Annotated in this window: 20 protein-coding genes; 11 read left to right on the top strand and 9 right to left on the bottom strand. The window is 62.1% G+C overall.

Annotated elements, in window-relative coordinates; genetic code table 11:
• The first annotated feature begins 45 nt into the window (after positions 1 to 45).
• Together ACLRDN_RS06090 and ACLRDN_RS06085 are read left to right on the top strand one after the other, a co-directional pair.
• Positions 46 to 717, top strand: a complete 672-nt coding sequence (locus ACLRDN_RS06090; protein ID WP_413459399.1) for a peroxiredoxin-like family protein — start codon at positions 46 to 48, stop codon at positions 715 to 717.
• Positions 718 to 810: 93 nt separating this feature from the next.
• Positions 811 to 1752, top strand: a complete 942-nt coding sequence (locus ACLRDN_RS06085; protein WP_413459398.1) for a DMT family transporter — start codon at positions 811 to 813, stop codon at positions 1750 to 1752.
• A gap of 21 nt (positions 1753 to 1773) precedes the next feature.
• On the opposite strand, the gene ACLRDN_RS06080 is transcribed toward ACLRDN_RS06085, so the two are convergent.
• The 5 genes from ACLRDN_RS06080 to ACLRDN_RS06060 form a co-directional block, all read right to left on the bottom strand.
• Positions 1774 to 2172: a hypothetical protein gene (locus ACLRDN_RS06080; RefSeq protein WP_413459397.1), complete on the bottom strand. Its 399-nt coding sequence runs from the start codon at positions 2170 to 2172 to the stop codon at positions 1774 to 1776.
• Complete coding sequence (locus tag ACLRDN_RS06075; protein WP_413459396.1) at positions 2159 to 2632, bottom strand: hypothetical protein; 474 nt, start codon at positions 2630 to 2632, stop codon at positions 2159 to 2161. The genes ACLRDN_RS06080 and ACLRDN_RS06075 overlap by 14 nt, the downstream gene beginning before the upstream one ends.
• A 53-nt stretch (positions 2633 to 2685) precedes the next feature.
• The gene (locus tag ACLRDN_RS06070; RefSeq protein WP_413459395.1) at positions 2686 to 4911 is read right to left on the bottom strand and encodes a TonB-dependent siderophore receptor; all 2226 of its coding nucleotides are present in this window, start codon (positions 4909 to 4911) and stop codon (positions 2686 to 2688) included.
• A 219-nt stretch (positions 4912 to 5130) separates the two neighbouring features.
• Positions 5131 to 5985, bottom strand: a complete 855-nt coding sequence (locus ACLRDN_RS06065) for an AraC family transcriptional regulator (protein WP_413459394.1) — start codon at positions 5983 to 5985, stop codon at positions 5131 to 5133.
• 138 nt (positions 5986 to 6123) lie between these two features.
• Positions 6124 to 7032, bottom strand: a complete 909-nt coding sequence (locus ACLRDN_RS06060; protein WP_413459393.1) for a LysR family transcriptional regulator — start codon at positions 7030 to 7032, stop codon at positions 6124 to 6126.
• 109 nt (positions 7033 to 7141) lie between these two features.
• Between ACLRDN_RS06060 and ACLRDN_RS06055 the strand changes: the two genes are divergently transcribed.
• Together ACLRDN_RS06055 and ACLRDN_RS06050 are read left to right on the top strand one after the other, a co-directional pair.
• The gene (locus ACLRDN_RS06055; RefSeq protein WP_413459392.1) at positions 7142 to 7777 is read left to right on the top strand and encodes an SRPBCC family protein; all 636 of its coding nucleotides are present in this window, start codon (positions 7142 to 7144) and stop codon (positions 7775 to 7777) included.
• Positions 7778 to 7879: 102 nt separating this feature from the next.
• Positions 7880 to 8905 (top strand): aldo/keto reductase, encoded by a 1026-nt coding sequence (locus ACLRDN_RS06050; protein ID WP_413459391.1) that lies wholly within the window; start codon positions 7880 to 7882, stop codon positions 8903 to 8905.
• 41 nt (positions 8906 to 8946) lie between these two features.
• Here ACLRDN_RS06050 and ACLRDN_RS06045 read toward each other — a convergent pair whose 3' ends face one another.
• Complete coding sequence (locus tag ACLRDN_RS06045) at positions 8947 to 9393, bottom strand: winged helix-turn-helix transcriptional regulator (protein ID WP_413459390.1); 447 nt, start codon at positions 9391 to 9393, stop codon at positions 8947 to 8949.
• Between the two features lie 78 nt (positions 9394 to 9471).
• On the opposite strand from ACLRDN_RS06045, the gene ACLRDN_RS06040 reads away from it, so the two are divergent.
• The 4 genes from ACLRDN_RS06040 to ACLRDN_RS06025 all read left to right on the top strand — a co-directional run bounded on the left by ACLRDN_RS06040 (position 9472) and on the right by ACLRDN_RS06025 (position 13555).
• Positions 9472 to 10413, top strand: coding sequence for an aromatic alcohol reductase (locus tag ACLRDN_RS06040; RefSeq protein ID WP_413459389.1), 942 nt, complete (start codon positions 9472 to 9474; stop codon positions 10411 to 10413).
• A 143-nt stretch (positions 10414 to 10556) separates the two neighbouring features.
• The gene (locus ACLRDN_RS06035) at positions 10557 to 11339 is read left to right on the top strand and encodes an alpha/beta fold hydrolase (RefSeq protein ID WP_413459388.1); all 783 of its coding nucleotides are present in this window, start codon (positions 10557 to 10559) and stop codon (positions 11337 to 11339) included.
• A gap of 84 nt (positions 11340 to 11423) precedes the next feature.
• Positions 11424 to 12098 (top strand): heavy metal response regulator transcription factor, encoded by a 675-nt coding sequence (locus ACLRDN_RS06030; protein ID WP_413460355.1) that lies wholly within the window; start codon positions 11424 to 11426, stop codon positions 12096 to 12098.
• The gene (locus ACLRDN_RS06025) at positions 12095 to 13555 is read left to right on the top strand and encodes a heavy metal sensor histidine kinase (protein WP_413459387.1); all 1461 of its coding nucleotides are present in this window, start codon (positions 12095 to 12097) and stop codon (positions 13553 to 13555) included. Before ACLRDN_RS06030 ends, ACLRDN_RS06025 begins: the two co-directional genes overlap by 4 nt.
• 60 nt (positions 13556 to 13615) lie before the next feature.
• On the opposite strand, the gene ACLRDN_RS06020 is transcribed toward ACLRDN_RS06025, so the two are convergent.
• Complete coding sequence (locus tag ACLRDN_RS06020; protein WP_413459386.1) at positions 13616 to 14743, bottom strand: porin; 1128 nt, start codon at positions 14741 to 14743, stop codon at positions 13616 to 13618.
• Between the two features lie 28 nt (positions 14744 to 14771).
• Positions 14772 to 16100 carry a C4-dicarboxylate transporter DctA gene (gene dctA / locus ACLRDN_RS06015; RefSeq protein ID WP_413459385.1) on the bottom strand — a complete coding sequence of 443 codons (1329 nt, stop codon included), beginning with the start codon at positions 16098 to 16100 and terminating at the stop codon, positions 14772 to 14774.
• Positions 16101 to 16292: 192 nt separating this feature from the next.
• Here dctA and leuC point away from each other — a divergent pair, with 192 nt between their 5' ends.
• The 3 genes from leuC to ACLRDN_RS06000 are packed head-to-tail and all read left to right on the top strand — an operon-like array spanning position 16293 to position 19236.
• Entirely contained in the window at positions 16293 to 17711 is a 1419-nt protein-coding gene (gene leuC, locus ACLRDN_RS06010) for a 3-isopropylmalate dehydratase large subunit (RefSeq protein WP_413459384.1), read from the top strand.
• Positions 17711 to 18316: a 3-isopropylmalate dehydratase small subunit gene (gene leuD, locus ACLRDN_RS06005; protein ID WP_413459383.1), complete on the top strand. Its 606-nt coding sequence runs from the start codon at positions 17711 to 17713 to the stop codon at positions 18314 to 18316. Before leuC ends, leuD begins: the two co-directional genes overlap by 1 nt.
• Positions 18304 to 19236 (top strand): alpha/beta fold hydrolase, encoded by a 933-nt coding sequence (locus ACLRDN_RS06000; RefSeq protein ID WP_413459382.1) that lies wholly within the window; start codon positions 18304 to 18306, stop codon positions 19234 to 19236. The genes leuD and ACLRDN_RS06000 overlap by 13 nt, the downstream gene beginning before the upstream one ends.
• Here ACLRDN_RS06000 and ACLRDN_RS05995 read toward each other — a convergent pair.
• Complete coding sequence (locus tag ACLRDN_RS05995) at positions 19218 to 20117, bottom strand: LysR family transcriptional regulator (protein WP_413459381.1); 900 nt, start codon at positions 20115 to 20117, stop codon at positions 19218 to 19220. The genes ACLRDN_RS06000 and ACLRDN_RS05995 overlap by 19 nt on opposite strands.
• Positions 20118 to 20700: the final 583 nt, after the last annotated feature.

Raw genomic sequence — 20700 nt, 5'->3', positions numbered from 1 at the left:
CCCGTTCACACGACATACCAAACAAACTGCAAAGGAAAAACCATCATGACACTGCAAGACAAACTCGATGCCTTCAAGGCTGACTTCAAGGGCGGCAAGGCCCCCTACTTCGCCCCGCCCGAAATCCATCCCGTGATGGAGCGCGCCACGGCCGAACTGATCGCATCCGGTCAAGCCGGCCGTGCGCTCAAGGCCGGCGACCGCGCACCGGAATTTACCCTGGCCGACCCGGACGGCAAGGCCGTTTCGTCGGCCGAACTGCTTGCCCGCGGGCCGCTGGTGATGAGCTTCTATCGCGGCGTCTGGTGCCCCTACTGCAACCTCGAACTGCAGGCCTTGCAGGAAACCTTGCCGCGCTTCCAGGAACTGGGCGCGAACCTGGTGGCGATCTCGCCGCAGACCGCTCCGAACAGCCGCAAGTCACAGCGCCAGAACAAGCTCGACTTCCCGATCCTCTCCGACGTACGCAATGAGGTGGCGGCCGCCTTCGGCCTGCGCTTCAGCCTGCCGGACTACCTGGTCGAGCTGTACAAGAACCTGAAAAATGACCTGCCCGCCTTCAACGACGACCCGGCCTGGACCTTGCCGATGCCTGCGCGTTACGTCATCGGCCAGGATGGCGTGATCGCCTATGCCGAGGTCAACCCCGACTACACCCGCCGTCCGGAGCCCGAGAGCCTGCTGCCGGTGCTGCAGCACCTGCTCGCGGCAAAGTAATCCACGGTCCTTGCCGTGAGCGCACTGGTGCCGGCCGCAGAGGCGTAGAGCACCAGTGCGGCCCTTCACCCACATCAAACGGGACGCCACCCCATGCAGAATTCACTCTCCCCCTCGGCCGCGCAGCCTGAGGGACATCACACTTTCGTCCGCGGGATACTGATTGGCTTGCTGGCCGCCGGTATCGGTGCGCTCTATACCGTCTTTGCCCGCTGGGGAATCAATCGCGGACTGCAGACCTTTGACCTGACCGCACTGCGTTTCGGCGTCGCCGGGCTGGTCACGGCGCCGGTACTGGCGATGGCCTGGATCAGGGACCAGCACCAGTTCACCGGCCGCTGGAAGACCTGGCTGGGCATCGCCCTGCTGGCAGGCGTGCCTTTCGGCATGCTCATGTTCGGCGGCCTGCAGTTTGCGCCGGTCAGCCATGCGGCGGTGTTTCCCTTTTCGGCCATGAGCGTCATGGGCATGCTGCTGGGCGCCATCTTCACCGGTGACCGCATCACCTGGCGCCGCTCCACGGGCATCCTCGCGGTGCTGGGCGGGCTGCTGCTGGTGGCCGGGCTCAATGCGTCCAGCTTCACCGGCACCACGCTCATGGGGGATGCCATGTTCATCCTGGCCGGCACACTGTGGGCGGGTTTCGGGATCGTCCTGCGCAAGAACCGTCTCGATCCGCTGCTGGCCACGGCCGTCATCGCTTTCTCCGCACTGGTCACCTACGTTCCGCTGTACCTGGTTCTGACCGGGGCGCGCTCCCTGCTGGCGTCGCCGCCGCAGGTGCTGTGGACGGAAGTGGTCATCCAGGGCCTGATCGCCGGTGCCGGCACCCTGTTCACCTATGCCAGGACGGTTTCCCTGCTCGGTGCCGGCCGTGCGGCGATCTTCCCGGCCCTCACACCAGGCCTGGCGGCCCTCTTGGCGTGGCCGGTGCTGGGGCACATGCCGACGGCTGCAGAGACGACGGGCTGTGTGGTGGTGATGGCCGGGCTGATCCTGGCGGTGACGGGTAATGCGCAGCGGCGTGGCAACTAGGTCGCAACAGGGCAAGAGAAGCTAGTCACGCTGCCCATTGTGCGCCAGCAGGTCCCTCGCCATCGTCACTGCCTGCTCACGCGAGCCCGCCAGCAGCAGCGGATAACCCCAGAACTTGGCAAAGACGACCGCGAAGGGCTTGAAGCCCATCCGTTTGGCCGCGTTGGGCTCCACCACGATCATCGCCAGCACCAGCTTGCGCAAGGCTTGCTTGTGCTGCTTCATCCAGAGGGCGGTGCGTTTCTTCTCCTCTGCGGAATGCTCGTGGTCCTCGGCAGGAACGGTATCGGTCAGCAGCACGAAGGGTTCTTCGCGCTGCAGATTGGTTTCAAATTCCGTGAAATCCTGCTCGTGATCATGTCCGGGTTGCTGGGCGAGGTTCATCCATACAAGCGGGAAATCCGCACTATTCATCGACATGGCCTTCTCCTTCGCGATTGAGGTTGCGCCAGGTGACCATGATGGCGAATACGCCCGGCAGGGAAATGAAGAACACCGCCGAGAAGGCAATGTGCCAGCCATCGCGCAATCCGTCGGCAATGCCGCCCAAGGTGTTGAGGACAACCAGCAGGCTGCCCAGGATCAGCGCGCTCCACCGGGCCGCGCGGTTGGCGGCCAGTGCGAGCAGGACTGTGACGATCCAGCAGCCGTAATAGGCGGAAAACATCCACAGCATCCGGGTCTCGAAGGTGATGGCGGGCGCGCTGCCCTGTGTTCTCACGAAATCGTTGACGTAGAAGAAGAGCTGGAAGCTTACGAAGAGCACGGCGCCCATGGCAGTGGTCAGCCAAAACGAGGCGGTCTTGTCCGGATTCCGGATCGGCAGTGGAGGCGTGGAGGAAAGCGGCGACTGGGTTGACATATCATTTTTCCAGATCATTAAAAGAAGGATTCATAAGAAGAGCTGATGATGAAAAAGCCGACCGTGCGGACTCAATACCGGTAATCCAGCGTCACCATCATGTTGCGTGGAGCACCGTAGGTCACGGTATCGAAGTCCCCCTTCTGCAACGCGTAAGTCTTGTCAAAGAGGTTGTTCACGTTGAGCGCCACCGTGGTTTTCTGCGAGACGACATAACGCGCCATCAGCGATGCCAGGGCATAGCCGCCCTGCCGGCCGCCCAAGGTGCTGGTGCCGGTATTGGCCGCCTCGTCAATGCCGCTCTGCCATCTCACGCCGCCCCCCACCGTCAGCTTGTGCCACGCGCCGGGCAGGCGATAGGTCGAGAACAACTGCGCCGTGGTGCGCGGCAGCTGCGAATTCAGACGCACACCGTTGCCATCCTCGGCGATGAAATGGGAGAGGCCTGCGTAGACGTTCCAGCCGCGTGCCAGCTCGCCCTGCAGATCCACTTCGACCCCGCGCGACTTGGTGCCATCTGCCCCGCTGTAGGCTTGCGCGCCCGCAGGCGTGAACGCACCGGCGACGATCTGGGCCGCGTTGTCCAGCCGGGTTTCGAACAGGGCCACCGAGGCATGCAGGCGTGCTTCGAGGTACGCGCCCTTCAGGCCGATCTCCGTCGTCTTTCCCGTGGCGGGGGTGAGGACATTGCCCTTGCTGTCCTGATAGTCGGTCTGTGGATTGAAGATGCGCGTATGGCTGAGATAGGCCGAATAGATCCGGTTGATGTCGTAGACCAGCCCCGCATAGGGCGTCAGGACACCATTCTTCTCGTAATGCATCGCCGCGCCGCCGACGCTGTTGTCAATTTCATAGTTGCTTACGCGTGCGCCGACGATGAGCTTCAAGGGGTCGGCCAATGACAGACGGGCCGCACCGTAGACACCACTTTGTTTGATCCTGGTGCTGGTGGGAACCGGCGACATCGCTGCGAAATCCGGACGGGCAAACGGTGTGCTGAGGTCATTGATATTGACCGGCATGAAGCCGGCATAGAACGGGGCGATGTCATCTTCGTCCGAGGTGCGGCGGGAGCTCGTGGCTCCCACTATGGCCTCATGATGGCGGCCCAGCAGTTCAAAGGGGCCGCTCATCATCACGTCGAAGGTGTCGGTACGGCTGCTGCCCTGCGACGCGAGGGCCACCGGATACGCCCCGAAGGGATAGGTGCCCAGCCCGGTAGTGCGGTCCGGACGGCCGACCAGGCCGAGCAGTTCGGCATTGAAATCGGTGCGGTACTGGCTGGCCATGGCATGCAGTTTCCAGCCGTTGGCAAAACGATGATCGAGCTCGGCAAAGGCTGTCTTGAGGGTCGTATCCCAATGGCTCCAATCCTGTGCATAGCTCTTCGACGAGGCGTAGGCCGCCTGCGTCCCGTCGCTGAACCAGAGCGGCAACCCGCCCCAGGTGGCGCCCGTCGAGGTGATGTGCTGATCGTCATAGCCCAGGCTGACGGTGGTGTGCGGGGTCAGGTCAGCTTCGACGATGCCGTAGAACGTCTTCTTGCCGGGACGGTAGCCATCGATGTAGGAATGTCCCTCCTGATCGCTGCCGACCAGCCGAGCGCGGATGCGGCCATCCGCTGTCACGGGGGTCGAGAGATCGACCATGGCGCGATGGGTATCCCAGCTGCCTGCGCCAAGCGAGGCCGTCGCCGCGAAATCCTGGGTCGGCCGCTTGCGCACCAGATTGATGGCGGCCGAGGGGTTGCCCGTTCCGGTGAGCAGGCCGGAACCGCCCCGCACCACCTCGACGCGATCATAGAAGGCGGTATCGAGCGCACTGATCCCGCTGCCGTTGACGGTATTGCCGAGCACCGTGGGGATGCCGTCGTACTGCACATTGTTGATCAGCAAGCCGCGTGAATAGAAACTCGTGCGCTCGCTGTCGGATTGGTAGACCGTGATTCCGGTGGTGTTCTCCAGCACGCCCTGCACCGAGTTCAATTGCTGGTCATCCATGCGCTGGCGCGTGACCACCGTCACCGCCTGCGGCGTCTGCTGCAACGACAGCGGCAAGCGCGTCGCCGCCGCCGTCTCGCCGGTGGTGTAGGCGCCGCTACCTTCCGTGGTCGCCGACTCCGCATGCCCGGTGACGGTGATGGCCGGCAAGGTACTTTGCGCTTGCGCAGCCGTCGCGGAATCGGGCCGGCTTTGCAGGTCTTGCGATGCATCCGCGGCGAAGCTGGCCTGCGCGCCCAGCAGAACGGCGGCCGCGACCGCCGAATTCAAGACCTTGTGGGGCGTGCGCCTGAGCAAGTCGCGCCTGGCCCTGGCGGAGAGCCGACAGGATAACGCGGGGGTGCTTGAAGCGATGAAGCGACGAGAAGATGAAACAGCATGGCGAGAGGACATAAACGATAATCATTGTTATTTGGAGCAGCCATTTAACAATGAAGGCGGGTTGTCGCAATAGCGAAACCAGGCCAGATTATTTCGCATTTCGGCCACGATCAGGGTGTGGCGGGTCGGCGCAATTCAGCAGCGGTGTCCGGTCGGCAGCGTGATGGCCGGTACCGGTGCAGGAACCGGGATAGCCATGCGATCGGACAGATAGCGTGCCGGTGACTTCCCGGTGGCCTTGCGGAACATGGTGATGAAGCCACTGGCGTTTTCGTAGCCCAACTCCAAGGCCACGGTCTGCACGCTGTCGCCCCTGGTCAGGCGTTGCAGCGCCAGGATCACGTGCAATTGGCGGCGCCAGCGGCCGAAGCTCATGCCGATTTGCTGCTGCAGGAGGCGGCTCATGCTGCGCTCGCTCATGCCGATGCGATGGGCCCAATCGCCCTTGGAAGTCTTGTCGGTGGGATCGGCCAGCAGCATGTCGGCGAGCCGCCGCAAGCGCAAGTCGCGCGGCATCGGCAGATGCAGGTCCTCTACCGGGGCACTCACCAGCTCGTCAAGCAAGGCGGCGATGAGGCGCTCTTCCCGTCCGCCCAGGGGATACAGCTCGGGAAAACCCGCCGCCTTGAGCAAGAGCTCGCGCAGCAAGGGCGACACGGAAATCGTGCAACAGGTGGCCGGAAGATCCGCAGCGGCATCCGGCTCCACGAACAGGCAATAGCATTCCGTCTGCCCTGCCCCGCGTGCGGCATGGGGCAGGTCGCCCGGGATCCATACGGCGCACTGCGGTGGCACGATCCAGACGCCGTCCTCGACTTCGCAGTTGAGAATGCCGCGCACCGAATAGATCAGTTGTGCCTTGCGATGCTGATGCCTGGCGTTCTCCCAGTCCTTTGCCACCGATGTGGTGCCGAGGGCCACGACGGGACGGGACACGCTGTCAACGTCCCTGGGCGCCAGGATCTGGCCGGTGAATGCAATGCGCGACATGATGTTCGGGATAGGCTGGCAGGGGACGAGGTGAGCAGGTCAAGGTGCAGACTATTATGACCAACTTGCAGACAAGGCGTCGATCCAGGTACTTTTACCTCTCACTTGTCGGCGGCATCTGCAAGCCGATCGCCTCCTTCAACGTGCATTCGAACAGCACCGCGCACAGAAGTCGATGAATGCGCGGATCTTGGCGGGAAGGTGTCGACGCGTGGGATAGATGGCGTAAAGCGGAAAGCGCTCCCCGTTCCATTCAGGAAAGAGGTTCACCAGTCTTCCCGTTGCAATCATTTCCTCAGCACCCAGCTCCAGGATCTGGGCGACCCCACCGCCCTCTGCGCAGGCGGTCAGCATGGCACCGACGTCGGAGACCAGCAACGGCCCCTTGGCCTCGACCTTGACCACTTTGCGTTGCCGGCGCAATTCCCATTCGAAAGGTCGACCCGTGGCGGCATTGTAAAAAAGAATCTTGCGGTGCCTGGCGAGTTCTGCCGGGGCCCCGGGATGACCGAAGCGCCTGATGTAGTCCGGCGAAGCGACGGTCAGTACCTTGGTTTCACACAGCCGCCGCCCGATGAAAGAGCCGACCGGAGGCGGGCCGAAGCGGATCGCCAGATCGAAGCCATCGGCCACGAGATCGCCCAGATCATCCCGCATGATCAGTTCGAGCTGAACATCGGGATAGGTCTCCATGAAAGCGGGCAGCTTCGCCGAGATCATGACCCGGGAAAAATACGGGTCGACGTTCACCCTCAGGCGCCCGTTGACCGCCTGTACGCCGCCACTGGCCAGCGCTGCGGCTTCGGTGATGCCCGTCATGAGCGGCACCACGTTCTGTAGCAGTCGCGTGCCTTCATCGGTGACGACCAGCGAGCGCGTGGTGCGCTCCACCAGTCTGACTCCCAGCCTTCTCTCCAGCCGGGAGATCGCTTTGCTGACCCCGGAAGGACTCAGGTCAAGTGCGGCGGCGGCGCGCGTAAAACTTTTTCCCTCGGCCACAGCGGCCAGTATGGTCAACTCCGCCATCAATGCGCCATCGAATTGCATGCCTCCCCCAGTTCGCACTTCAGTCACAAGTGTAATGAATTTCACCTACTTTATTACACAATGAAGCTGCGTCAAAGTGGCACCCTCTTCCATTCACAGCGAGCCACCCATGCGCAACCGAACCATTTCCCATGCCGCCCTGCTGGGCGCCCTTCTGCTGGGCACCTTGGTGCTTCCCGCCATCAGCCATGCCGGTGGCCCTGCCTCCGCAGGCAACCGTCACCCGATGGCGGCAGATCTCGCCCAGCGCGATGCCGACATCCACTGGCCGGCTGGATTCTCACCTGCAGAAGCCGACCTGTTCGCCCACAATGAAACTGACATCGATGCCTCCTGCGCGATCGTCTGGCGCCACATTGCCGCGGCTGGCGACTGGTCGCAGTGGTACCCCAACGGGACCCACGTCACACTCCCGGCGGGTACGACGACACTGGAGGCGACGACGGTTTTCCAGTGGCGCACCTTCGGCTTCGACCTGGAAAGCAAGATCGTCGAGTTCGAGCCCATCAAACGCATGGGCTGGTTTGGCTACGCACCAGGCAAGACGCCGAACTTCTACCACACCTGGTATCTGCAGCCCAGCGACGCTGGCTGCCACGTAGTGACGGAGGAAGTCGGCCGGGGTCCGGATGCCCGCAGTTTCCGCCAGGCCGACGAAGCCGCATTGCACCGGGGACATGACCTGTGGCTGGCAGGACTCAAGTGGGTCAGCGAGAACGCCCCTGCGGTCACCGGCCTGCCCTGAGCGGCCGGCAAGCCATTCACACCGATCATCGCGCCAGGCCAGGCAGGCCTCTCGTCTGGGCAGGCCGATGGCGCAAACACACTTTTCTGACAGGAGCACTTCATGCAATACAGCCTGCTGGGCCGTTCAGGCCTGCTCGTTTCCCGCCTCTCGTTAGGCACCATGACTTTTGGCGGGGGGACGGGTATCTGGGGGAAAATTGCCGGCGTAGACCGGCAAGCCGCCATGGCCTTGATTTCCGCCGCACTCGACCATGGCGTCAATCTGTTCGATACGGCCGACGCCTATTCACAGGGACAATCCGAAACCATCCTCGGCGAAGCACTTTCTGCATTGGGCATCGACGACACGCGCATGATGGTAGCAACCAAAGTGCGCCTGCGCACCGGGCCGGGGCACAATGATGTCGGTCTCGGACGATCGCATATCATGCGCTCCGTGGAGACCAGTCTGCGGCGACTCAAGCGCGATCACATCGATCTTTTCCAGTTGCATGATCGCGATGCTTTGGTGCCGTTGGAGGAGACACTGCGAGCGCTGGATGATCTGGTCACACAGGGAAAGGTGCGCCACATTGGCGCATGCAATTTCAGCGGCGCCGACCTCGAACGTGCACATGCAATCTCCCGGCAAGCGCACCTGGCCAGCCTGACCAGCAATCAGGTGTATTACTCCCTGGCTGCACGTGACATCGAGCACGACATCACGCGCATTGCCCAAGCCAACCGGGTAGGCCTTATCGTCTGGAGTCCCCTGTCAGGCGGTTACCTGAGCGGGAAATACACGGCCGGTGCACCGGGTGCCGGTGCGGGTCGTCGCGCCGATCTGAACTTTCCTCCGATCGATCCCTTGCGCGGGGATCCCATCGTGTTCGCGCTGCGGGAGATCGCTGATGAACTGCAGGCGCAGCCTGCGCAAGTGGCATTGGCCTGGACGCTCGCCAGGCCAGCGATCTCCTCCATCACGCTTGGCGCACGCACGGTCGAACAGCTGCGCGCCAACCTGGCCTCGATCGACATGACGCTTGCGGCTCCGCTCGACCAGCGCCTCTGCGAAGTATCGAAGCAGTCAACACCTTACCCCTATTGGATGCAGGAGTTTCACGACCAGGACAGGGTGGCTTCCTGAGGGCAGGGTCTGCCGCGAGAAAACGTCTTCGCGTGGAGGGACTACCAGCTCCGGTGGATATTCTCTGCGCCCTGGTTCTGGCGATCAAAGGTGTGGCGCGCCTGGCGGAAGTCCTCCGCGTGCTCCACCACCCAGGTCCAGATCGGTGACATGCGCAGCAGCAATTCCTTGCCCAGCACAGTGAGTTCGTACTCCACGCGCAGCGCCTTTTCATCGGTTTCGTGACGCAGCAGCAGGCCATCGCGTTCCAGTGCGCGCAGCGTCTTGGTGAGCATGCGCTGGGTCACGCCACTGAGCTGACGCTTGAGCTCGGCGTGGCGCAGCGTGCCATACACCCCGAGCGCGTGCAGGATGCCCAGCGCCCAGCGGCTGCCTGCATGCGCAAGGACATCCCGCCTGACGCCATCGTCATCCTCGCGCAATGTCTGGCAGATGGCCTCTGCCTGCTTGAGTGCTTCATCAGCGATGATTGCTGCCCTTGGTATCATCCGTGTGCCTTCTTGAGAGCGTTGCGTGATCGTGCAACCATGCGGCCATCTTATCAGCAACGACCCTCAGGACCGATCATGCATGGCACACCCCAACTCCCTCCCCAATCCATCCTCGTGTTAGGCGCAGGCGAACTCGGCCTTCCGGTATTGCGCAACCTGGCGCGCGTGGCAGAACGTGCGCCCGGCTCGGCCATCAGCGTTCTGCTCAGGGAATCGACGATCAACACCGAAGTCCCCGCAAAGAAAGCGGAGATCGACGAACTGCGCGCACTGGGTATCAGGATGGTCGCAGCCGATCTTGTGAACGATACGATCGATCAGCTGGCTGAAATCTTTGCGCGCTTTGATACCGTCATCGGCTGTGCCGGCATGGTCGCTGGCCGCGAGACGCCGATGAAGCTCGCCACGGCCGCCTTGCGCTCGGGAGTGAAACGCTACTTCCCGTGGCAATTCGGAGTCGATTTCGAGGCCATCGGGCGCGGTAGTCCCCAGGACCTGTTCGATGCACAGCTCGATGTGCGCGAATTGCTGCGCGCGCAGAGCAAGACGCAATGGGTCATCATCTCGACCGGCATGTTCACCAGTTTCATGTTCGAGCCGGTGTTTGAAGTGGTGGACTTCGCCAACGACACCGTCAACGCCTTGGGCAGCCTTGAGACCAGCGTGACGCTGACCACCCCGGATGACATTGGTTTGCTGACGGCAGAGATCGTCTTTTTCGAGCCCCGATTCAACAATGAAATCGTCTATCTGTCGGGCGATACGGTGACCTACGGCGAGGTGGCCAATATTCTGGAACGCGTCCTCGGACGTCCTTTCCGGCGCAATATCTGGAGCGTGCCTTACCTGCTCGACGAACTGAAAAAGGATCCTTCTCATCACATCAAGAAATACCGCGCCGTCTTTGCGCAGGGCAAGGGCGTGGCATGGCCGAAGGAAGGGACCTTCAATGCGCGTCAATCGATTGCAGTCACCACTGCCGAGCAGTGGGCGGAGAAGAACGTCAAGGGCAGATGATTCCAGGCAGCAATGAATGCGAGACGTGCGACCACGCTCGCTGCTGCCTTGCAAGCGTCATTTTTTTGTAATGGGTGCGTCATCGTTTTGTCTCCCCCGGCGATCTAGAGTGGCTGCTCTCTCATATTTCCCGAGGAGTTCTGATGAAACCCCGTTCGATCGCACTCTCCCTGTTTCTGGCTTGCGGCCTGATTGGCGCCACAGCCCTGCCCGCGGCCAATGCTGCCGAAGCCGCTTCTGCCGAACCGGTGAAAAACATCGTGCTGGTGCATGGCTTGTTTGCCGACGGGTCCAGCTGGTCCAGGGTCATCCCGCTCCTGCAAGCCAAAGGCCTGCATGTGACTGCGGTGCAAAATCCTACGACTTCGCTGGACGACGATGTGGCCGCAGTCAAACGCGCACTGGCCCAACAGGATGGCCCGGTCATTCTTGTGGCCCATTCCTATGGCGGCATGGTCATCAGCCAGGCCGGCGACGAGCCGAAGGTCAAGGGGCTGGTCTACATCGCAGCGCGCGCTCCTGAGGCTGGCGAAGACTATCCCGCCTTGACCCGGCGCTATCCGCCAGCCCCTGCGGGTGCTGGATTGAAATGGTCGGCCGACGGCTTCGGCAGCCTCAGCGAAGAGGCCTTCGTCAAGGACTTTGCGGGCGACCTGCCAAAGGCCGAAGCAGAAGCCTACTATGCCGTGCAGCAACCCATAGGCGAGGCCATCAAGACAGCCAGGACTACCGTCGCGGCCTGGAAGGACAAGCCGACGTGGTACGCGGTCTCCACGCAGGATCACACCATCAATAGCGACCAGCAGCGCTTCATGGCCAAGCGGATGAACGCGCACACCATCGAGCTCAACGCCAGTCACGTCTCGCTCATTTCTCAGCCGGAAGCCGTCGCCCGGCTGATCCTTGAAGCAGCGAATGTGAAATGAAAGGACGCCGCCGGTAAAATGGCGCAGTACGTGCATGTGCATGACATGTTCAGGTCGACCGACATTACCGGGCCAGGCAAGCCGATGAAGATTCTCATTATTGAAGATGAACCCAAGACGGCCGATTACATCGCGGGCGGTTTGGGCGAGGCAGGATATACCGTTGATCGTGCCGACAATGGAATCGATGGCTTGCATCTGGCCTCCGAAACGACGTACGACCTGATCCTGCTGGATGTGATGTTGCCCGGGCTGGACGGATGGACCGTCATGCAGCACCTGCGGTCGCAGGGCCGCGCGCCCGTGCTTTTCCTGAGCGCGAAGGGGCAGCTGGAAGACCGGCTGCGCGGCCTGGAACTGGGTGCTGAGGAATATCTGGTCAAGCCCTTTTCATTTGCCGAGCTCCTGGCGCGCATTCGCATCATTTTGCGGCGGGGCCGTCCGCAGTCGCCCCAGGAAGTGCTGCGCCTGGGCGACTTGCAGGTCGATACGGCAAAACATCGGTGTGAACGGGGCAACGTCAAAATTTCCCTGACCAACAAGGAGTTCAAGCTCCTGGTCTGTTTCCTGCAGCATCCCGAACAGGTGCTGTCGCGCACTTTCCTCGCTTCCCGGGTATGGGACATGAACTTCGACAGCGATACCAACGTGGTCGATGTGGCCGTGCGCCGCCTTCGCCAGAAGATCGATGAGCCCTTCGACGTCCGGCTGATCCATACGGTGCATGGCATCGGATACCGCTGCGAGCTCCCGTCGTGAGAAGCGGGTCCCTGACCATCCGGCTGGCGTTGTTGCTGCTGGCATTCTCCTTTGTCACGCTGGTGCTGCTGGGCGGTTCGCTGTACGTGGCTCTGGCCAGGCAGCTGGATATGCGGGATGACGGCGCCTTGCTGGCGCGCGTGGAACAGATGCGCGCGCTCTTGCATGATCTGGACGCCCGGGGGCTGGTACGGGACAAGCCGCAGCTCTTCGCCAACATGCTGGGCAATATGGAATCGCTGCTGGTAATTCGTCCGGTGGGCGGCGCGCCGCTGCTCGAAGTCAATCCGGCGCGCCGGACGCTGCCTCCACTGTCCCCTCTCCCCCCGGATAAAGTGCTGGATCCGGGGGACGTCAAGCGCAGGATCATGCCGGACGGCACTCCTTTCATTTATACCGCCGTATTGAGCGCATCACCTGGGGGCGATCAAACCCTGGAAATCATTTCCGGACGCCTGCTCACCGAACGCACGCGCATCCTGCGCGAGTACCGCAACAACATCATCCTGTTTTCCTCCGCGATGGCATTGCTGGCGGCGGTGCTGGCCTATCTCCTCGCGCGGCGCGGCCTGGCCCCCTTGCACCGCTTGGCTGAACAAACGGCGGGCATTGGCCTGGGCACGCTGTCGGTACGCTTGACGCGGCATGAAGCACCGGCTGAGCTCGATGCCCTGATCAGCCAGTTCAACGCCATGCTGGCCCGTCTTGAGCGGGGGTTCGAACAACTCAAGCAGGTGAGCGCGGACATGGCGCATGACCTGCGCACGCCAATCAACAACCTGCTCGGGCAGACCGAGGTGGGCCTAGGCCAGGAGCGGGATCCGCAGTATTACCAGCACCTGCTCGGTTCACATTTTGAAGAGCTGCAGCGTCTCTCGCGCATGATCGACAACATGCTTTTCCTGGCCGCTACGGAGCATGCTGGCGAGGCCATCGCGCTGGCCGATCTGGACGTGAATGCGGAGCTTGGCCGGCTGTGCGACTATTTTGAAGACCTCGCGGCCGAAAAGGGCGTGGCACTGCAATGGGAAGGCGAAGGCCCGCTGCGGGCCGATGGCGGCCTGTTGCGCCGTGCACTGGCCAATCTGCTTGATAACGCCATCCGTTTTGCAACGCCTGGCACCGCCATCGCGCTGAGCGCTCAAGCCCATGCGACAGGCATGTCGATCAAGGTCCTCAATCACGGACCGGACATTGCCAGTGCGGATCTGGAAAATATTTTCGATCGATTTTTCCGGGGGGATCCGTCGCGCCAGCACTCCAGCCAGTCCAACGGACTGGGCCTGTCCATCGTGCGTTCCATCATGCAGTTGCATGGTGGAGGCTGCCGGGTGGAGAGCGGCGGCGGCCTGACGTGTTTTCATCTGGAATTTCCGTATCGCAAAGCCGGCAGCGTCGCTGCCAGCTCTGCAGGCCGCCAGGCTGATATCGCGCATGAATTTCAGAAGGCACGCTGAATCGGCAGCCTGGGCGGATGATCCCATCAGACTGCCTGCACTGCCCTGCGCATCCGCGATTCAGAACTTGTGTCGAACGCCCAGCCGCAACACGTTCTGCGAACTGTCGTCAGCGGGCGAAGATGAGTACGCCGCATTGATGACACCCGGATTGATGACGCCATTGGCGCGCTGGCGGGTATAAAGCGCATAGAGGTCAGTGCGTTTGGACAGGTAGTAGTCCACGCCCACATTGAGCTGCGTGGTTGAGACCTGGGTCTTGCCCGCAGTCACGCGCTTGACGTTGGCGCGGTCATGGATCGCGCTGCCCAGCAAAAAGAAGTTGCCGGTGACGGCATAGCTCACCCCGGCATCGAAGACGTTTGACTTGGTGGCAGTGGTGATATTGACCAGCCCCGTGGAGGAAACGGCGGGCGCTGCCGGTTGCCTCGATTGCGACCATGCGGCGTACAGCTTGGCCGGGCCGAACTGGTAGCTGGTACCGATCGTGAAGGTCTTCAGATTGGCTTGCCCGGCACGCGCCGGCAACGCATCGGCCGCCAACTTGCTTTGATAGTACCCGGCCCCGATCCCGAATGCGCCCGCCGCATAGTTGGCGGCCAGGCCGAAGGCCTGGCCGGCAGATGTCTTGCCCGCCACTTCACCGAATCCATAGAAAAGGCTGCCGGTAAAGCCGCTCAGGTTGGCCGTATCGTAACGCACCGAATTGCTGGTCCGGGCGCCGCCTGCAGTCCGGTCGAGATTGTTGAAGTGGCCGCCTTTGACCCCGTTGCCGCCAAAGGTCTGCGCCGACGTGTACCTGGCGCCGATGTCTTCCAGGTAATCCGTCTGGCGACCGATGGTCACCGTACCGAAACCGCCGCTCAGGCCAACGACCGATTTGCGGTCAAACAAGGTATCGGCTGTGCCCAGTGATCCGTTATCGGCATTGAAGCCGTTCTCCAGATGGAAGTGGGCCGACCAGCCTCCCCCCAGGTCTTCCATGCCTTTGAACCCGATGCGGGAAGTGGCCAGATCGCCCGAGTCGATGCTCAAGCGGCTGCCGTTGCCGCTGCCCACCTTGCTGGTGTAGGTCAGGCTGGTGTCGATGATCCCGTAGACGCTGACACTGCTTTGCGCCTGCGCCCCGGCCATTGCGGCCAGGCCCATGCCGGTCATGGCCAAGGTGGTGAATGCGTTTTTTTTCATGATCTCATTCCTGTTTGATAGCGAGTTCTCAGTGGCTGGAGGGCTGCACCGCGTGAATGCCGGATTCCTGGCCGGCATGGACGTGTGCAGGCAAGATGGCCGGCTCATCCACCTGGCCATTCAATGCACGGGCCAGCTGATCGCGGTCCAGGCATTTCTCCCACGCCGCCACGGCGACTGCACCGATGGCATTGCCGATCGTGTTGGTGACCGAGCGCGCCTCCGCCATGAAGCGGTCGACACCGAGCAAGAGCACCAGGCCGGAGACAGGAATGGCATGCATCGAGGCCAGTGTGGCCGCCAGCGTGATGAAGCCTGCGCCGGCCACACCGGCAGAGCCCTTGGAGGTGAGCATCAGCACGCCCAGGATCGTCAATTGCTCTATCAGCGACAAGGGCGTGTTGGTCGCTTGCGCAATGAAGATGGCGGCAATCGAAAAGTAGATCGCGCTGCCGTCGGCATTGAAGCTCAAGCCTCCCGGCACGACCAGGCCCACCACCGGTTTCGGAACGCCGGCCGATTCCAGCTTGCGCATGAGCTGCGGCAGCACGGATTCCGAAGAGCAGGTCCCTGCCACGGTAAAGATCTCATCGCGGATGAACTTCAGGAATTTCCACAGCGAGAACCCGCTCAGACGCGCAACCAGTCCGAATCCCAGCAGCACGAACAAGAAGCAGCTGAGATAGACGCACAGGAGCACCTTGCCCAGGGCCAGCATGCTGCCGATGCCATAGGCGCCAATGGTAAAAGCCATGGCGCCGAATGCGCCCAAGGGCGCCACCCGCATCACCATCGACACCACCTTGAACACGCCGGCCAGGAAGCTTTCCATGAACGCCACGGCAGGTCCTGCCACCGGTCCGATCTGGGACAGGGCGATCCCCAGCAAGACACCGAAGAAAAGGATCTGCAGGATATCGCCCTTGGCAAAGGCTTCCACGATGCTTTGCGGTACGGCATTGACGATGAAGCCGATGATGCCGTCCTGCTTGGTGGCGGCGGCCGTGTACTGGCTCACTGCGGACGCATTCAGGCGTGCGGCGTCGACATTCATGCCCGCGCCGGGCCTGAGGACATTGACCACCAGCAGCCCGAACAGGAGCGCGACGGTGGAGGCCACCTCGAAGTAGGCCAGCGCCTTCACGCCCACGCGACCGAGCTCCTTCATGTTTTCCATCTTGGCGATGCCCAGCACGACCGTGCAGAAGATCACGGGAGCCAGGACCATTTTTATCATCCTGATGAAGATGTCACTGAGCACCTTCAGCTCGGTGCCAACATGGGGAGAGAAATAGCCCAGCGCTGCTCCTGCGATGACGGCAAGCAGCACCTGTACGTACAGTTTCCTGATGATCATTGTTGATGGTCTCCAATTGATTTTTTTGATGGTCCGGATGGCAAGGTGGATCGGCGCTTAGGCTAAGGCGCGCGCGCCGCCGAATCAATTTCGTTTATTCAATACACCTATCCACTATTTGCATTGGAGGCCAGACGCCGACCTGATTAGACTTTTCCAGGTTCGCAGTCCATCTAGTGCAAGGAAAATGACATGGGCAAGACGCTCTACAACAAATTGATCGATAGTCACCTGGTGCGCGTGCTCGACGAAGAGGCCCGTCAGGTGCTGCTCTACATCGACCGGACGGTGCTCAACGAATACACCTCGCCGCAGGCCTTTACCGGTCTGCGACAGGCGCAGCGGCCGGTGTGGCGGCCGGAGGCAGCGCTGGGCACGGTGGACCACGTCAATCCGACCGCAGCCCGTCGCAGCGCCCTGATGCCCGATCCTGGCGCCGCGCGCCAGACGGCATACTTTGCCGAGAACTGCGAGCAGTTCGGCATCGAACTGTTCGACGTGCTGCACCCGCTGCAAGGGATCGAACATGTGGTGATGCCCGAGATCGGGCTGGTGCTGCCCGGCATGGTGATCGCCGCCGGCGACAGCCACACCACGACCTATGGCGCCTTCGGCTGCCTGGGCTTTGGCATCGGCACCTCGGACATCGAGCACTATCTGGCGACCCAGACCCTGGTCTACCGGCGCCTGAAGAGCATGCGGGTCATGGTCGATGGCGTGCTGCCGCCGGGCGTGACCTCCAAGGACATCATCATGGCGCTGATCGAAAAGATCGGCGCCGCCGGCGCGACGGGCTATGCCATCGAGTTCCAGGGCACTGCCATCGAGGCACTGAGCGTCGAGGCGCGCATGACCATCTGCAACATGGCGGTGGAATGCGGCGCGCGCGGTGCGCTCATGGCACCGGACGACAAAGTGTTCACTTACCTGCAGGGGCGCCCCCGGGCACCCAAGGATGCGCTGTGGGAAGCAGCGGTTGCTGTATGGAAGACGCTGGCCAGCGACGAGGATGCGGTATTCGATGCCGAGGTGCATTTGCACGCGGCCGACCTGGTCCCGATGGTGACCTGGGGCACCAGTCCGGACCAGGCGGTGCGCATCTGCGAGAACATTCCGGACCCGGCCCGGGAAGCCGATCCCGTGCGCAGGCAGGGCATGCAGCGCGCGCTGGACTACATGGGCTTGCAGGCAGGCCAGCCGGCCAGTTCGATCTCGATCCAGCGGGCCTTCATCGGCTCCTGCACCAACGCCCGCATCGAAGACCTGCGTGATGCGGCGCGCGTCATCGGTGAGCGCAAGATCGCACCGGGCGTCTTCGCCATGGTGGTGCCAGGCTCCAGCTCGGTACGGCGGCAGGCCGAGCAGGAGGGGCTGGACCAAATTTTCATGAACGCCGGATTCGAGTGGCGCCAATCGGGATGCTCGATGTGCCTGGCCATGAATGACGACATCCTGGCCAGCGGCGAGCGCTGTGCTTCCAGCACCAACCGCAATTTCGAAGGACGGCAAGGCAGCGGCGGCCGTACCCACCTGATGAGCCCGGCCATGGTAGCCGCCGCCGCACTGGCAGGCCATCTGGTCGATGCACGTCACTATCGGGGGAATATCTGATGCAAGCGTTTTCCATTGTCCAAGGCATCGTGGCCCCGCTGCCTGCCGCCAATATCGACACCGACGTGATCATGCCCAAGCAATTCCTCAAGGGTATCGATCGCCGGGGCTTGGAGCGTGGCCTCTTCCACGAACTGCGCTTCGACGCCGCCGGCCAGGAACGGCCGGAGTTCATCCTCAACCAGCCCGGCTGGAGAAATGCGCAATTCCTGGTGGTGGGCGACAATTTCGGCTGCGGTTCCAGCCGCGAACACGCGGTGTGGGGGCTCATGCAATATGGCGTACGTGCCCTGTTCGGAACTTCCTTCGCCGGCATCTTCTCCGACAACTGTGCACGCAACGGGCTGCTGACGATCACGCTCCAGCAAGAAGAGCTTAGTTGCATCATGCAACTTGCTCATCAACCTGGCCTGAACGTGGTGACGGTGGACCTGCAGCAGCAAACCATCAATGGACCGGATTTTGAACTAAGCTTCGCTATTGATCCGATGCGCAAGACAGCGCTGTTGCAGGGACTCGACGGGATCGGCCAGACGCTGACCTGGCGCGATCAGATCCAGGCATTTCAAGACAAGCATTTCAAGGACAATCCATGGTTTCGCTGAGTGTAGAGAATTCGGGACATTTCACCCCGATCGGGCCATCGCCGTTCCTGCAGGGATTTGCGCTGCAGGACTTCACGAGCGCCGAGAACATCCGGATCCGCTTCGCCATCGCCGGCGCCGGACCGGCCTTGCTGTTGATCCATGGCCATCCGCAGACCCATGTCACCTGGCGCAAGATCGCCCCCGAACTGGCCAGGCGCTACACCGTCGTGACCGCCGACCTGCGCGGCTATGGAGACAGCGACAAGCCCGAAGGCGGACCCGGGCACATCCATTATTCCAAGCGCGCGATGGCGGCCGACCTGGTGCAGCTGATGCAGGCGCTGGGGCACCGCCAATTTGCCGTGGTCGGTCATGACCGGGGCGCACGGGTGGCGCATCGCATGGCGCTGGATTATCCGCAAGCGGTTTCCCGCGTGGCCTTGTTCGATATCGCACCGACGGCGACGATGTACGCGCGCACCGACAAGGAATTTGCCACGCGCTATTTCTGGTGGTTCTTCCTGATCCAGCCCTATCCGCTACCCGAGCGCCTCATCGATGCCGATCCGGAATTTTTCCTGCGCAAGCACATCGACGGCCAGAACAAGATCGCCGGTGCCACCGAAGCGGCGGCCTTTGAGGAATATCTTCGCTGCTATCTCGATCCGAGAACCCGTCACGCCATCTGCGAAGACTACCGTGCCGCGGCCAGCATCGACCTGCAGCACGATGAGGAAGACAAGGCCAATCGGATTTCAGTGCCGGTGCTGGCCTTGTGGGGAAAGAGGGGAACCGTAGGGCAGCTCTACGACGTGTTGCAGACCTGGCGCGAAAAAGCCGTCCAGGTCAACGGCCGCGCACTCGATTGCGGCCATACCCTCCAGGAAGAATCCCCGCAGGAGGTCCTGGAGGAACTGCATCAGTTCCTCGGCGCCTGAGCCGCACGTTCCAGCGCGCGTTCCCAGAAACGTTCGGCCGCCCTGAGCTGCCGAACGCGTGGCCGGAACAGGTGGATTTCCATGCGCACCTCGTCGCTGGCCGCACCCAATTTCACCAGCCGGCCGGATTGCAGATCTTCCTGCACCAGGCTCAATGGGGACCACGCAACGCCCCGCCCGTCGCGCGCCATCATCACCAGTACAGACGCCATATGCGAGGTGAAGACGGCCTCCGGCAACGGAGCCTGGCCTTTCTCTTCCCACGCCGCACGCAATATTCTCCCCATGCCCGAGGATTCGGCATAGGCCAAGAAGGGGCCTTTCGATAGCGGGTCGCCAGCGAGGGTGGGCGCAGCCACCGGCACCAGCACGTCCTCGCCCAGCATGACGGACTTGAAGCGGTCCGCCGAGAGCAGGCTGGAGGCGGCGGGATGATGGTGGCACAGCAAAAATTGCGCTTGCCCGTCGATCATCAGCCGCTCACATCCCTGCATGCTGTCGGCCGTCAGCTGGATCGTCGACATCAGCGGTTCTTCCCTTTCCAGCGACCCCAGCCAGGGCGGGAAGAAGGTCAGCGACAACGAATGCGTGGCCGCAAAAAAGAGCTTCTCGCTGCTCGCCTGGGTCGCGCTCAGTGCATCCTTGCGGCCGGTTTCCAGCTGGCGCAATATCTCTTCGGCAAATGGTTTCAAGCGCTCACCGGCCGGCGTGAGCTGCACGGTCCGAGCACTGCGGTCAAACAGCGGTGCGCCCACCCACTCCTCCAGGCAGCGGATCCGCCTGCTGAAGGCAGGCTGGCTGATCGCACGTTCTTCTGCGGCGCGCGAGAAGCTGCCTTCCCGGTTTGCCGCCACAAAATCTTCCAGCCAGGTAGTGTCCATCCGAATCCTGTTCCTGTTGCCCGTTTCAACCATGATTGACGCAGGGTGCGCTCAAGGTGTCGCATTCTCCTGGCGTTCATCCATCCCGTCCCTCGCTGCGTCAGCCGATGGCGACCTGCAGAGAACTCCGGGAATTGTATGCTCCGCCCGGGAGCCAGGCAAAGAGAACAGCGGACGAGGGGCTGCAGGGCTCAAGTGACCTGCAGTGACCAGCGGACACACTCCGTGCTCTCCTGCCAGATTGCTCGTGCCTGCGGCAACGGCCCGCGTCAGCGCATCACGCATTTCTTAAAGAGGGGCTGGGCGCCGCTCCAGAAGAGGCCTTAAAGCAAGGACAGGTTTTCATGGCGCTGGAACACTACCTGCGCTTGCGCGAGTGCCTGCGGAGAGGCAAAAAAATAAAGGGAACCTGCAAACTGCAGAGGCGCGAAAAGTGCAGCAGATGGAGGTGGGGAAGTGAGCTAGGGGAAATCCTGCTTCAGGAACATTCGTCAGTTCGTGCCAGAGGCCATCGTGCAGGCGCTCGCATAGCGCTTCTCCTGATCACGCCACCGCAACATGCCCCGATACTCTTCGGCGCGGT

It is taken from the genome of Herbaspirillum huttiense (assembly GCF_047300815.1).
Taxonomy (GTDB): domain Bacteria; phylum Pseudomonadota; class Gammaproteobacteria; order Burkholderiales; family Burkholderiaceae_D; genus Herbaspirillum; species Herbaspirillum huttiense_A.
Note: the sequence above shows the minus strand (reverse complement) of the source record. Positions and strands in the feature narration are given on the sequence as shown.

Coding starts and splice junctions, on each gene's coding strand:
- ACLRDN_RS06065 (WP_413459394.1), bottom strand. CDS start 5,985: ATGTCGCGCATTGCATTCACCGGCCAGATCCTGGCGCCCAGGGACGTT.
- ACLRDN_RS06050 (WP_413459391.1), top strand. CDS start 7,880: ATGCAATACAGCCTGCTGGGCCGTTCAGGCCTGCTCGTTTCCCGCCTC.
- ACLRDN_RS06090 (WP_413459399.1), top strand. CDS start 46: ATGACACTGCAAGACAAACTCGATGCCTTCAAGGCTGACTTCAAGGGC.
- ACLRDN_RS06000 (WP_413459382.1), top strand. CDS start 18,304: ATGGTTTCGCTGAGTGTAGAGAATTCGGGACATTTCACCCCGATCGGG.
- leuC (WP_413459384.1), top strand. CDS start 16,293: ATGGGCAAGACGCTCTACAACAAATTGATCGATAGTCACCTGGTGCGC.
- ACLRDN_RS06045 (WP_413459390.1), bottom strand. CDS start 9,393: ATGATACCAAGGGCAGCAATCATCGCTGATGAAGCACTCAAGCAGGCA.
- ACLRDN_RS06060 (WP_413459393.1), bottom strand. CDS start 7,032: ATGCAATTCGATGGCGCATTGATGGCGGAGTTGACCATACTGGCCGCT.
- leuD (WP_413459383.1), top strand. CDS start 17,711: ATGCAAGCGTTTTCCATTGTCCAAGGCATCGTGGCCCCGCTGCCTGCC.
- dctA (WP_413459385.1), bottom strand. CDS start 16,100: ATGATCATCAGGAAACTGTACGTACAGGTGCTGCTTGCCGTCATCGCA.
- ACLRDN_RS06085 (WP_413459398.1), top strand. CDS start 811: ATGCAGAATTCACTCTCCCCCTCGGCCGCGCAGCCTGAGGGACATCAC.
- ACLRDN_RS06055 (WP_413459392.1), top strand. CDS start 7,142: ATGCGCAACCGAACCATTTCCCATGCCGCCCTGCTGGGCGCCCTTCTG.
- ACLRDN_RS06075 (WP_413459396.1), bottom strand. CDS start 2,632: ATGATCTGGAAAAATGATATGTCAACCCAGTCGCCGCTTTCCTCCACG.
- ACLRDN_RS06030 (WP_413460355.1), top strand. CDS start 11,424: ATGAAGATTCTCATTATTGAAGATGAACCCAAGACGGCCGATTACATC.
- ACLRDN_RS06040 (WP_413459389.1), top strand. CDS start 9,472: ATGCATGGCACACCCCAACTCCCTCCCCAATCCATCCTCGTGTTAGGC.
- ACLRDN_RS06020 (WP_413459386.1), bottom strand. CDS start 14,743: ATGAAAAAAAACGCATTCACCACCTTGGCCATGACCGGCATGGGCCTG.
- ACLRDN_RS06080 (WP_413459397.1), bottom strand. CDS start 2,172: ATGTCGATGAATAGTGCGGATTTCCCGCTTGTATGGATGAACCTCGCC.
- ACLRDN_RS05995 (WP_413459381.1), bottom strand. CDS start 20,117: ATGGACACTACCTGGCTGGAAGATTTTGTGGCGGCAAACCGGGAAGGC.
- ACLRDN_RS06035 (WP_413459388.1), top strand. CDS start 10,557: ATGAAACCCCGTTCGATCGCACTCTCCCTGTTTCTGGCTTGCGGCCTG.